This is a genomic window from Hymenobacter sp. YIM 151500-1 (assembly GCF_025979885.1).
Lineage (GTDB): Bacteria > Bacteroidota > Bacteroidia > Cytophagales > Hymenobacteraceae > Hymenobacter.
Genome location: NZ_CP110139.1, coordinates 1547715 through 1559730, shown reverse-complemented (window position 1 = coordinate 1559730; position 12016 = coordinate 1547715). Strand labels below are relative to the sequence as shown.

The window sequence follows — 12016 nt, the reverse complement described above, 5'->3', positions numbered from 1 at the left end:
TGCTTCCTGCTGGAAGCCCTCTTAACTCCATAGCAAGCTCCTGGCCCGTTCGTTGGGTCAGGGGCTTTTTCATGTGTGCTCGGGAGGCTGGGTGAGGTGGTTGGCTGGTCGGAAGCTTTTGGCGGACGAGGTGTTTGACGGTAAGGCGCCAGCTCGTGCGGCTCCACGCCGTTCAGGTGCTGCAAAAAGCACTGCCATCAGCTAACCGCCCAGGCAGTGCAAAGCGCCGCGTAGCTTGGGCCCGAACCAGCGGGCGTAGCTGCTGTTTGAACAGAAAGAAGTAGGTTTGAGTCTTACGGGGCGCGCACTGTTGCCCGCTCCCTGATGCCAGAACTCCTGCTGAAGTGGCCCCGCGCACGAGGCCCTGCGCTGCTGCCACTGTCTGACTTTACGCTCACGGCCGTATGAAACCGGACTCCGCCATTCCGCTGTATTCATTTCAGCAGGCTCAGCCCGCGGCCCCGCCCACGGCGCCGCTTATCGAAGTGCTGTCAGTAGCGGAGATGTTGCAGGGCGAGGGCATAGCCACTTTTCCGCACCGGCACCGCTTCTACGAGCTGGTATGGTTTCGGGCGGGCGCCGGGCGTCACACGGTCGATTTCCGGGACTACCCGGTGGCGCCGGGCACCCTGTTTTGCCTGGCGCCGGGCCAGGTTCACCACTTCGGGGGAGAGGTAGAGCCGGAAGGAGTGCTGGTTATGTTCACGGATGACTTTCTGGCCAATGCCCCTGACGGCATCAGCTCGCTGACTTGCCTGCGGTTGTTTGATACCGTGCAGTCCGACTACCAGCCGCTGCGCGTGCCGCCATCCGAAGCCGCCGCCCTCGATGCCCTGCTGGGGCAGCTGGCCGCCGAGTTTGCCCGGCCCCCCGACTTTGCCACGGCCGAAGTGCTCCGCAGCTACCTGCGGTTGTTTTTGGCCGGCGCCGAGCGGCTGCGGCGCCAGCAGCCTGGCCTGGTACTGAACTCCATGGACCCCGCCCACGCTACCTTTTTGCGCTTTCGCCAGCTGCTCGACGCCGAGTTCAGCCGCCTGCACGGCGTGGCCGACTACGCCGCGCGCCTTTCCCTCACGCCCCGCCGGCTTACCGCCGCCACGCAGGCCGTGGTGGGCCAGTCGGCCGGCGTCCTCATCGACGAGCGGCGGGCGCTGGAAGCCAAGCGCCTGCTGACGCACAGTGCGTTGTCGGCCAAGGAAGTAGCGTTTGCCCTGGGCTTTGAGGACCCCTCTTACTTCCACAAGTTTTTCAAGAAAGTAACGGGCTATACAGCCCAGGCCTTCCGGCGGGAATTGGGCGAAAAGTACCTTTAAAAGGACGTTCTCGCCATTTCGAGGCTCCTGTGTGCATCGGACTTTTACGACGGTCAAGTTCACTTCCACTTGCCGACTGTCGTTATGAAAAACAGCAAGATGCTGGTAGGGCAACCACCCCGCGCCGGTATACATCCTTCATCCTTTCCTAGAGCCTCTCCAGTGGTAGGGCAGTAGCCTGGTGCACTGCCTGGCTCATCGTGCCAGGTCGTGAGCAACCTGCTAAGGGCCTTGCCCACAAAACCAGCCTGCTCTTGCCCGCAGAAGCCTCCGGGAGCTAGCCCGGCTTTGGTGGTACGCCAGCGTAGCGGCAGGTAGAACTCTGCAAGACCCGCGCACGCTGCTGGTGGCAGTGGGTGCGCAAAGCACCGTGTTCCGGCCGAACTCGCCCGGCGGCTTTGCCACGGCCAGGTGCCGGGCGCTTTTGCCACCTCACTTCCCTCTCGCAGCAGGATGGTTCGCGCCGCTCAGCCGCCGAGAAAAACGCGTTTTCCCAACTGCTTAAAGAAAGCAAACAGCCATGAAAGCAATAAAAACAGTCCGTAACTTGATGATAGCGCTGGGCTTGGCGTACAGCTCCGCAACGCTCGCCCAGTCAGCAGAGCCCTCCTCCACGCAGCAATCTGCGCTACGACAGCCCGCTGCGCGAGCAGTTAGCGCAGTTATAGCCGAGGTTTCTGGTACCGCACCCTCGGCATCTGGTGTAAGCGCGTTTAAGGCACCAGCATTTATTATTATCTCCGTAAACACGGAGGATAACACCCGCGGCAGGCAAGCTCAGAAGGTGGAATTTTTTAGCAACGGCACCAAAGTAGGCGAGCAGACTCGTTTCAGAAATATAAACGACACGTTTTCCTTCAGTTGGCTAAGCACTGCCGCTGGCACCTATCAGCTCACGGCCAGGTTTACGGCTTCCAACGGCGCCGTGGTTGTTACGGCACCGGTGGCCGTCACGGTAAATGCTTCTGCTCCGGCCGGCCCGTCCGTGGCGACCTTCTACGAAGACTGTGAGTACGGCGGCAAGGGTGTAGCCCTGGCACCGGGAAACTATGACCGGGCTGCCCTTGCTGCCCTGGGCATCGACGCTGCTATTTCGTCTTTTAGAGCTACTAGCGACTATAAAGTAGAGCTGTATGGGGCGGACAACTTTGGCGGTACCGGCCTGGCACTGGCCGGCGACCAGGCTTGCCTGGTTGGCGTTTCGCCTGGCACTGCTCCTAACAACAACGGCCAGGGCCCTACGTGGAACGATGCCGTCCGCTCGCTGCGGATCGTGCCGGCCTCGGTTCCTTCGTTCACGCCTGTTGCCAGCATCATCAGTCCCGGCTATAATGCGTCGTTTACGGCCCCAGCTACTATCAATTTCACCGTGCTGGCTGGATTAGGCGGACTGATCGTCAATAAGATAGAGTTCTACAACGGCACCTCGCTGCTGTCAACGCTGGGCGACGACAGGAGTGCCCTCACGTTTGGTACCGCGGCTCAGTTCACGTACAACTGGACAAACGTACCGGCCGGCACGTACGTGCTGACTGCAAAAGTGTATGCGGGAAGCAATACCACTGTTTCGGCGCCCGTGACCGTTCACGTAACCGGAGCCGGCAATGCTGACCTCGTGTCCCAAGCTAGCAAGGCCGCTGCCCCGGCCGGACCACTTGTGGCGACCTTCTACGAAGACTGCAATTACGACGGCAAGGGTGTGGCCCTGGCACCGGGAAACTATGATCAGGCTCAACTCGCCGCCTTGGGAATCGGGACCAACATTTCTTCTTTCAAGGTGAACAGCGCCTATAAGGTCGAGCTATACGGGAATGGCAATTTTAGTAGTGAGTACCTAGGCCTGGCTGGAGACCAAGCTTGCCTGGTTGGGATTGACCCTAGCAATGCCCCCAACAACAGCGGCTTGCCCTGGGGTGAAAGAACGTGGAACGATGCCGTCCGCTCGCTGCGAATTGTGCCCGCTTCGGTTCCTTTCTTTACCCCTGTTATCGACATTCTAAGCCCCGGCCAGAATGCCGCTTTTACGGCCCCGGCTGCTATCAATATCGTCGTGCGTGCCGGCCTGGTTAGACAAATCGTCAACAAAATAGAGTTCTACAACGGCACAACGCTGCTCGGGACGCTTGGCGACGATAAGAGCGCCCTCACGTGGACGACTATCAGCCAGTTCACGTACAAGTGGACGGGCGTACCGGCTGGCACGCATGTGCTGACGGCCAAAGCCTATGTGGGCAGTAACTCCGCCGTTTCGGCGCCCGTGACCATCCACGTAACGGGGGCCGGCAACGCGGGGCTGGTGTCCCAAGCCAGCAAGCCGGCTACTGATGCAAAGCACCTGCTGGCTGTCGACCCAACACATAACACGCTAGACGTGATAACGGCTTCCCCAGCCAATATCACCTCGGTGACCTTGTATCGTTTTTCGGGTCGGTTAGCGAAAACGGTCAGTGGCATGAAGCAAGTACGTATCGACGACTTACCAGACGGCGTGTACTTTGTGGTTATTCAGGACAGCAACGGGGGTGTGCAGAAAGAAAAAGTGCTTATTCAGCGCTAGAAGACAATTTTTTCGCTTCCGGCTGACTGAAAGGACCTTGGGTACTTGTGCCCAAGGTCCTTTCGACCGGTCGGCTGCCTGCAAAACGGCCCGCTGCCGGTTTGCAGGTAGCGGGCCCACCGTTGTTCTGTTTTTCTCAGCATCCATCTTCCACCTTTTCACTTTTCTTTCTATGCGGTTCTCTTCTCTTCATGGCCTGCTCACGGGCGGGCTGCTGGCGCTGGCCACGGCCTGCCAGCACGACGGCACCCCGTTTCCGGGCGGCGGGCCCGCCAGCATTACCTTCCGCCAGACCGGCATTTACCCCGAGGGCGTGCAGTATGACGCCCTGCGCCGGCGCTACTTCGTCAGCTCGGTGACGCGCGGCGTCATCGGGCAAGTGCGCGACGATGGCTCCTACGCCCCGTTTGCCGACGACCCGCGGCTGATTTCCAGCATCGGGCTGCACCTCGACATTCTTCGCAACCGCCTGCTGGCCGCCGTGTCCGACCTGGGCGTGGGGGCGCGCACCACGCCGGCTACGGCCGGGCAGCTGGCGGCGCTGGCCAGCTTCGACGCCCGCACCGGCCAGCGCACCGGCTACCTGGATCTGGGGGCGCTGCGCCCCGGCCAGGACCACTTCGCCAACGACGTGGCCGTGGACTTGCAGGGCAACGCCTACGTGACCGACAGCTTTTCGCCCATCATCTACAAAGTGACCGTGCAGGGGCAGGCGTCGGTGTTTTACGAAAACAACAGCCTCGATGCGCCGGCCGGTGGCTTTGGCTTCAACGGCATCGTGTTTCACCCCGCCGGCTACCTGCTGGTCAACCACACGGCGCGGGGCGTGGTGTACAAGATTCCGCTGGGCGGCCCCGAAGCGCCCACGGCCACGCCCGTAGCCACGGCGCAGTCGCTGGTGGGCGCCGACGGCATGTTGCTGCAAGACCCCCGCACGCTGCTGGTAGTGTCGGGCGCGCAAAGCACGGTGTTTCGCCTCGCCTCAACCGACGGCTTTGCCACGGCCAGGGTGACGGGCACTTTTGCCACCGGCCCTACCTTCCCCACCACGCTTACCCGCCGCAGCCCCGATGCGTACGTGCTCTACGCCTACCTCGGCGACCTGTTTAGCGGGCAGCCGCCCCGCGCCGAGTTCAGCATCAATAAAGTCAGGTTTGAGAGCGTGAGCACGAAGTAGGCCGGCCTTTCGCAGCCGCTACTCCTCAGTAAAACCCCGGGCCGTATGGTCCGGGGTTTTTTTATGCCGGAACGTCTGCGCTGGGGAGCAGTACCCTGCGCCACCCCAGGCACGGGGGCGCACAACCGGCGAAAAGTACCTTGAAAAGGGCGTTTTTACCATTTCGGCGCCACCCCTGGCGCCGCACCTTTGTGGCAGTCATTCACACTTCAACTCCCTGACTGCCATGAAAAAAGTTTTGTTGCTGCTCACGGCCGCCTTGCTCACGGCGGCGGCTTCGGGGCAAGCTGCCACTCCGCGGGTGTACACCTACACGGCTTCGCCGGCCGGCTTCCTGGTCAATTCCTACATCATCGAAGCCGACCAGGGCGTGGTCGTCATCGACGCGCAGTTTCTCCGGTCGGAAGCCCGCAAGGTGAAGGCGCTGGTGGACCAGACCCGCAAGCCGCTGCTGGCCGTCATCATCACCCACCCGCACGTGGACCACTACAACGGGGTGGCCGAGCTAACCGGCGGTGATGCCCGCATTCCGGTGTACGCCACCGCGGCCACCGTGGAAGGCATGCGCGCCACCGAAGCCGGCAAGCGTCAGTATTTCAAAACCATCTACGGCGCCGACTACCCCGACCAGACTACCTTCCCGAACCGGGTGGTGAAGAGCGGGCAGGCCCTGAAGCTGGGCGGGCTCACGTTTGTGGTGCGCAGCCTGGGTGCCGCCGAGGCCAGCGACAACAGCGTGGTGCACGTGCCCGAGCTGAAGGCCTTGTTTGCCGGCGACCTGCTCTACCACAACACGCACGCCTGGCTGATGGACGGGCACACCACCGAGTGGGTAAGCCAGCTGGCGGCCGTGAAAAAGGCGTACCCCGCCGCCGAAACCGTGTACGCCGGCCACGGGGGCGCCACCACCCTGGCGGCTCTCGACCAGCAGGCCGACTACATCCGGTTTGTGCAAACCACCGTGCACGGGGCTGCTGCCGCTGGCACTCCGCTCAGCGCCGCGGCCAAAGCCCGCGTGAAAACCCAGGTGCAGCAGCGCTACCCCAGCTACGGCCTCGACCTGCTCATTGATATGAACACCGACGTTCTGGCCAAAGAGACGCAGAAATAGCAGCGCCCCAGCTTCTTATCATTCTCACTCATTCCTTCTGAAGTATATGTTGTCTTCACCGCGAAAAAACCGCGCCCTGCTGGGCAGCTGGTGCCTGAGCCTGCTGCTGGCCTCTTCGTGCTCGAAAGATTCGACGCCGGAGCCGGCTGACAGAGAAGCCCTTCGGCAGAGCGCCATCGGGTTTTACCAAGCCCTGTACAGCTCCTCGGCCACGTCCGTGGACAGCTACGTGGCGGCCGGCTACACCGAGCACCAGGTCAGCGCCGACTTCACCCTGGCCGGGCTGCAAGCCTACGCCCGCCGCCGGGCCCAGGCCGGCCCGAGCCCGCGCCTAGTGGTTCACCGCAGCCTAGTGCAGGACAACCTGGTGGCGCTGCACATCGAAGAAAAAGTGGCCCCCGACAGCTCCGTGGCCCGTATGGCGCTGCTGCGCTTCGACGGCAGCGGCAAAATCGTGGACCATTGGGAGGCCATGCAGGGCCAGCCGCGGCGGCGGGCCAACCCAAACACCATGTTCGACGGAGCCGCCGTCAACCCGCAGTCCACGGCCGGCCCGCGCCACCGCGCCGCCCTGGTGGCGGCCGACCAGCGGGTGTTCAACCAGTACGACACCCTGCTGGTGCGCCAGACCCGCACGCCCGACTACATCCAGCACAACCCCGGCGCCCCCAACGGGCCAGGCGGGCTGATTTTCCTGCTTACCCTGCTCAAGAGCCAGGGCATCCGGACCACGGCCACCACCCATCAGCAGCTGGCGGAAGGGGATTTTATCCTGACGCTGAACAACTACCAGACCACGCCGGGCTTTCCCGGCTTCACCGATGTCCTGGCCTTCGACCTGACTCGGGTGACGGAAGCGGGCAAAGCCGCCGAGCACTGGGACGTAATCGAGGAGCTTCGGGGCGCCGATAAAAGCAAGGTGTTTTAACAAGTTTCAGTTCGGGTAGGGTGGTAGCGCGGGGTGCTGCCTAGCAGACGGGGCAGGCAATGAGCAGCACGATGTTGACCCGCTGTACACGGCGCACACGCTTCCGCACTGTCCCATCCAGCCCAGGCCCCTGCTTCTGCCATATGACTTCTGCCTTATTGGCTGCCCTGGCGCGCAGCCAGCCCAGCCCGGTGCTACCCATCGACCTGAGCGGCCCCGACGTGACGCGCCTTGATTTCAGCGCCCCTACTTCCCGGCTCGCCCAGGCCGACTTGCGCGACACAGCTGTTTTCGCCGCCGTGGTGGCCGGCATACTGCAGGAGCAAAACGCCCGCTTTGGCCTGGGCGGCTACCTGGAAGAACGAGCCGCTTTCCGGCCCGTGCCGGGCGGGCCAGCCCGCGTACTGCATTTGGGGGTGGATGTGTGGGTGCCGGCGGGTACGCCGGTGCTGGCCCCGCTGCCGGCCCGCGTGCACAGCCGGGCCGAAAACCCCGGCTTCGGCCCGACGGTGATTCTGGCGTACGAATTGGAGGGCATACCCTTCTTCAGCCTCTGCGGCCACCTGGCGCGCCGCGAGGCCCTGGCCCTGACGCCGGGCCAGCTGCTTCGTCAGGGCGAGGTCTTCGCCAAAGTGGGCGCGGCGCCCGAAAACGGTGACTGGCCCTCCCACCTGCACTTCCAGCTTATTGCCGACCTACAGGGGCGGGAAGGCAACTTTCCTGGGGTGGCCGCCTTGCCTGAACGTGACCAGTGGGCTGCCCTATGCCCAGACCCCAATCTGCTGCTGCGAAGCAGTAAGCTGAGCTGAGTAGCGGGCTGGTTTAGCCTTTGTCCCTCATTTTCTCCTGTAACTACAATACCACTGTACACTATGAAAGCAGTCCGCATTCACGCCTTTGGCGGCCCCGAAACCCTGCGCTACGAAGATGCCCCGCTCCCGGAACCTGCTGCCGGAGAGGTCCGCATTAGGGTGCGGGCGACGGGCCTCAACCCCGTCGACTGGAAAATTCGGGAAGGGTATCTGCATGAGCGAATCCCGCACCGACTGCCCCTCATCCTGGGCTGGGACGTAGCCGGCGACGTTGAGGCGCTGGGCCCCGGCGTAACGCAGGTTGCGGTGGGCGACGCCGTGTACGCCATGACCGACATCCGGCGCGACGGAGCTTACGCCGAGTACGTGGTAGTAGCGGCTGCGCTGGTGGCCCCGCTGCCGGCTTCGCTCAGCTATCAGACGGCCGCTACCGTGCCGCTGGTGGCCCAAACGGCCTGGCAGGCCCTCTACGAGATGGTATCGTTGCAGGCTGGCCAGCGCGTTCTTATTCATGGCGCCGCTGGCGGACTGGGGTCCATGGCGGTGCAGCTGGCCAAGCGCAAGGGGACGGCGGTGGTGGCTACCGCTGCGGCCAAAGATGTGGAGTACGTGCAGCAGCTGGGCGCAGAACAGGTCATTGATTATCAGTCGCAGGTGTTCGAGAAGCTGGCCGGAGACGTAGACGTGGTGCTTGATACGGTGGGAGGGCAGGTGCAGGAACGTTCCTGGCAGGTGCTACGCCCAGGCGGCACGCTGCTCTCGGCCGTGCAGCCCCCTTCTGCCGAAGCCGCCGCCACCGCCCGCGCCGAAGGCCTGATGATTCACGTGCAGCCAAGTGGCGAACGGCTTCGCTTGCTCAGCACCTTGCTTGATAAAGGCCAGCTCCACACCCGCATCGGGCAAGTGTTTCCGCTGCACGAGGCGGCACAAGCCCACGAGCAGCTGCAACACGGCAAAGCAGCCCGCGGCAAAGTGGTGTTGCAGGTAGCCTGACCTGGTTGCTGCCTGGCCGCTTGGCGTATCCGGCGCAAGCAGCGCCGCCTGCTGCGGGCAGTTGCTCACATCCTAAAAAGCCCCCCGACCTGTTGAAGGCCGGGGGGCTTTTGCGTGTGCCAGCCTGTGCAAACAGCAAGCCTTTCATTTTCGAACACCTTGTCCGATAGTGGACACCTTCCTTCGGCCGGCTGGTGGTTATGTTTTAAATAATAATCTGAAAACTAGCAGTTTATAAAAACGGCACGGCGGTTGGCTGAACGTACAGGAACCCATCTACTTTCTGTACGAAAATGGACAGAGTAATTTCTACCGCCACCCAGCAGCGCCGCCGGCTTCGCCGCTGGCTGGGGGCGGGCAGCGGGCTGCTGCTGCTGGTAGCGGGCCTGCTGGCCTTCCGCGGCATACTCCAGCCGAGCCTGGAGCGCAGCCGCATCCTGACGGCCCCCGTCGAAACCGGTGACGTGGAGGCTTCCCTGACGGCGGCTGGGGTTATTATTCCGGCTCGGGAGGCCGTCATCACCAGCCCTATTCTGAGCACCATCCGGCGGGTGGCCGTGGCAGTGGGCAGCCCGGTGCAGCCGGGCCAGACCATTGTGGAGCTGGACCGGGAGCTGACTTCGTCGGCGCTGGCTAAGCTCCAGGATGAGCAGCAGCAGAACCGCAACAAGAACGACCAGCTTCGGCTCAGCCTCGAAAAAGCCCTGAACGATTTCCGCTCCCAGGAGCAGGTGCAGCAGGTGAAGGTGCGTAGCCTACAGTCGGCCCTGCGCGACGAGCAATACCTGCTGAAAATTGGGGGCGGTACTTCGGAAAGCGTACGGCAGGCCGAGCTAACCCTGAAAGTGGCTGAACTGGAGCTGCAGCGCCTGCGGGAGCAAATCAGCAACCAACGCGCCGCCAACGCCGCCGACGTGCGGGAGCTGGGCTTCACGATGCAGATTCAGGACCGCAGCATCCAGGAACTGGCGGCCAAGCTGGCGCAGGCCAATATCAGCAGCCAGCAGCCCGGCGTGCTGACGTGGGTGAGCGAGGACCTGGGCGCCACCGTGCAGGCCGGCGACATTCTGGCCCGGGTGGCCGACCTGAGCCGCTTCCGGGTGCGCGCCACCATTTCTGATGCCTACGCCGACGCGCTGCACCTGCAAGACTCCGTGGTAGTGCGCATCAACGGCACCGACCTGCGCGGCACCATCAGCACCATTAGTCCGGCCGTGGACAAAGGCGTGGTGACCTTTTACGCCACGCTAACCCAGGACCACCACCCGGCCCTGCGCGCCAACCTGCGCGCCGACGTGTTTGTGGTGACCAAGGCCCTGCACAACGTGACGCGGGTGAAGAACGGCCCTTTCTACCAGGGCGGCCAGGAGCAGGCGGTGTTTGTGGTGCAGGCTGGCAAGGCCACCCGCCGCACCGTGCAGTTTGGGAGCAGCAACCTCGACTACGTGCAGATAACCAGCGGCCTGCGGCCCGGCGAGGAGGTCATCATCTCCGACACCAAGGACTTCCTCGACACCCCCGAACTCACGCTGCAGGACTAATGGCTATGAAACGGACTGTACAAAGAATGGTAGAGGCGCAGATTCGCGTCTTCTCACCCGCGCCGCCCGCCCGCTACCGCCGAGGGTCAGCCGTTCGGCGAAAAGACGCGCCTACGCTCCTCTGCTGGATGGCTCTGCTGCTGTTCTCGTTGCTGGCTGCCCCGGCCGCCGCCCAGCAGCACCCCGCGGCGCTGACCTTGCCCGAAGTCATTGCGCTGGCCCTGGACCAGTCGGCGGTAGCGCGGCAGGCCCAAACCACCCGCGACCAAGGCTACTGGCAGTGGCGTACGTATCAGGCTACCTACCGGCCTCAGCTGGGCGTGCAAGGCACGCTGCCCGGCTTCAGCCGCGTCATTACGCCCGTGGTGCAGCCCGACGGCACCACCGACTTCCGGGCCGTGCGCATCAACAACTCCAACCTGGCCCTGACCCTGAGCCAGAACTTGGGCCTGACCGGCGGGCAGGTGGTGGTGGCCTCGGAGGTGCAACGCTTCGACGACTTTAATGGCCGCCTGCGGCGCTACAACAATCAGCCTCTGGCCCTGGGCCTGACCCAGCCGATTGGCCGCTTCAACGAGCTGCGCTGGAACCGCCGCCTGGAGCCGCTGCGCTACCAGGAAAGCCAGCGTCAGTACGTGGAGGAACGCGAAATCATCATGCAGCGCATTACGGAGCTGTATTTTGATGTAGTGCAGCAGCAGGTAAACGCCGAGGTGGCCGGCCAGAACGTGCAGGCCAACGAGGAGCTGCTGCGCATCGGGCAGGAGCGGTACCGCTTGGGCCGCCTCTCGCAGAGCGACTTGCTGCGGCTGGAGCTGAATCTGCTGACTGCCCGCCAGGCCGTGGCCCAGAGCCAGCTCGATGCCCAGGACGCGGCCCTGCGCCTGCAGCGCTACACCGGTCTGCGCCCCGCCGATGCCCCGCTGGCCGTGCCCGAGGCGGCGCCCGCCCCGCCGGTGCTGCCCGCCACCGCCCTCGACCAAGCCCGTCAGAACCGCGCTGCCGTGCTGGCCTTTCGGCGCCGCCTGCTGGAGGCGGAGCGCGAAGTGGCCCTGGCCCGCGGCACCACCGGCTTTCAGGCTACCCTGACGGCCAACCTGGGCTACGTAAACCAGGCCAGCAACCTCTGGGAAACCTACGCGGCCCTGCAAAATCAGCAGCAGGTGCGCCTGACCTTCGCGCTGCCGGTGGTGGACTGGGGCCGGCAAAAGTCCATCCTGAAAACCGCCGAGCTAACCCGCCGCCAGGTGCAGGCCGACGTGGCCCAGGAAGAAGCCGCGTTTGAAGCCGACGTGCAGGTGCAGGCGGCCCAGCTCGGCACCCTGGCCCGGCAGCTGGCCCTGGCCGCTCGCGCCGACACGCTGGCCCGCCGCCGCTACGACATTGCCCAGGCTACCTACAAAGTTGGCCGCATCAGCCTCACCGACCTCACCCTGGCCCTGGGCGAGAAAGACCAGGCCCGCCGCGCCTACATTCAGGCCTTGCGCGCCGCCTGGGTGGGCCACTACCGCCTGCGCGCCCTCACACTCTACGACTTCGAGCGGCAGCAGCCCCTGACGGAATAGGCGGTAGCGGTTCGCGCTA

9 protein-coding genes are annotated in these 12016 nt (G+C 63.8%); all 9 read left to right on the top strand.

From position 1 onward, the window contains the following. Positions 1-404: 404 nt before the first annotated feature. The 9 genes from OIS53_RS06465 (at position 405) to OIS53_RS06425 (ending at position 11997) form a co-directional block, all read left to right on the top strand. Positions 405-1313, top strand: a complete 909-nt coding sequence (locus OIS53_RS06465; RefSeq protein ID WP_264681583.1) for a helix-turn-helix domain-containing protein — start codon at positions 405-407, stop codon at positions 1311-1313. A gap of 520 nt (positions 1314-1833) precedes the next feature. Further along, positions 1834-3870: an Ig-like domain-containing protein gene (locus OIS53_RS06460; RefSeq protein WP_264681582.1), complete on the top strand. Its 2037-nt coding sequence runs from the start codon at positions 1834-1836 to the stop codon at positions 3868-3870. Positions 3871-4042: 172 nt separating this feature from the next. Next, a complete protein-coding gene (locus OIS53_RS06455) occupies positions 4043-5047 on the top strand; it encodes a hypothetical protein (RefSeq protein WP_264681581.1) in 1005 nt (334 codons plus the stop codon). Between the two features lie 226 nt (positions 5048-5273). Continuing rightward, positions 5274-6158: an MBL fold metallo-hydrolase gene (locus tag OIS53_RS06450; RefSeq protein ID WP_264681580.1), complete on the top strand. Its 885-nt coding sequence runs from the start codon at positions 5274-5276 to the stop codon at positions 6156-6158. A gap of 46 nt (positions 6159-6204) precedes the next feature. Continuing rightward, a complete protein-coding gene (locus OIS53_RS06445) occupies positions 6205-7086 on the top strand; it encodes a nuclear transport factor 2 family protein (protein ID WP_264681579.1) in 882 nt (293 codons plus the stop codon). Positions 7087-7229: 143 nt separating this feature from the next. Next, positions 7230-7895, top strand: coding sequence for a peptidoglycan DD-metalloendopeptidase family protein (locus OIS53_RS06440; RefSeq protein WP_264681578.1), 666 nt, complete (start codon positions 7230-7232; stop codon positions 7893-7895). A gap of 63 nt (positions 7896-7958) precedes the next feature. Further along, the gene (locus OIS53_RS06435; RefSeq protein WP_264681577.1) at positions 7959-8891 is read left to right on the top strand and encodes an NADP-dependent oxidoreductase; all 933 of its coding nucleotides are present in this window, start codon (positions 7959-7961) and stop codon (positions 8889-8891) included. 293 nt (positions 8892-9184) lie between these two features. Continuing rightward, positions 9185-10432, top strand: a complete 1248-nt coding sequence (locus tag OIS53_RS06430; protein ID WP_264681576.1) for an efflux RND transporter periplasmic adaptor subunit — start codon at positions 9185-9187, stop codon at positions 10430-10432. Positions 10433-10560: 128 nt separating this feature from the next. Further along, positions 10561-11997, top strand: a complete 1437-nt coding sequence (locus tag OIS53_RS06425; RefSeq protein WP_264681575.1) for a TolC family protein — start codon at positions 10561-10563, stop codon at positions 11995-11997. Positions 11998-12016 lie beyond the last annotated feature (19 nt).

What these genes read in the sequence shown, in the direction of transcription:
- OIS53_RS06435 (WP_264681577.1), top strand. Translation starts at nt 7,959, where the DNA reads ATGAAAGCAGTCCGCATTCACGCCTTTGGCGGCCCCGAAACCCTGCGC.
- OIS53_RS06465 (WP_264681583.1), top strand. Translation starts at nt 405, where the DNA reads ATGAAACCGGACTCCGCCATTCCGCTGTATTCATTTCAGCAGGCTCAG.
- OIS53_RS06425 (WP_264681575.1), top strand. Translation starts at nt 10,561, where the DNA reads ATGGCTCTGCTGCTGTTCTCGTTGCTGGCTGCCCCGGCCGCCGCCCAG.
- OIS53_RS06460 (WP_264681582.1), top strand. Translation starts at nt 1,834, where the DNA reads ATGAAAGCAATAAAAACAGTCCGTAACTTGATGATAGCGCTGGGCTTG.
- OIS53_RS06430 (WP_264681576.1), top strand. Translation starts at nt 9,185, where the DNA reads ATGGACAGAGTAATTTCTACCGCCACCCAGCAGCGCCGCCGGCTTCGC.
- OIS53_RS06450 (WP_264681580.1), top strand. Translation starts at nt 5,274, where the DNA reads ATGAAAAAAGTTTTGTTGCTGCTCACGGCCGCCTTGCTCACGGCGGCG.
- OIS53_RS06455 (WP_264681581.1), top strand. Translation starts at nt 4,043, where the DNA reads ATGCGGTTCTCTTCTCTTCATGGCCTGCTCACGGGCGGGCTGCTGGCG.
- OIS53_RS06440 (WP_264681578.1), top strand. Translation starts at nt 7,230, where the DNA reads ATGACTTCTGCCTTATTGGCTGCCCTGGCGCGCAGCCAGCCCAGCCCG.
- OIS53_RS06445 (WP_264681579.1), top strand. Translation starts at nt 6,205, where the DNA reads ATGTTGTCTTCACCGCGAAAAAACCGCGCCCTGCTGGGCAGCTGGTGC.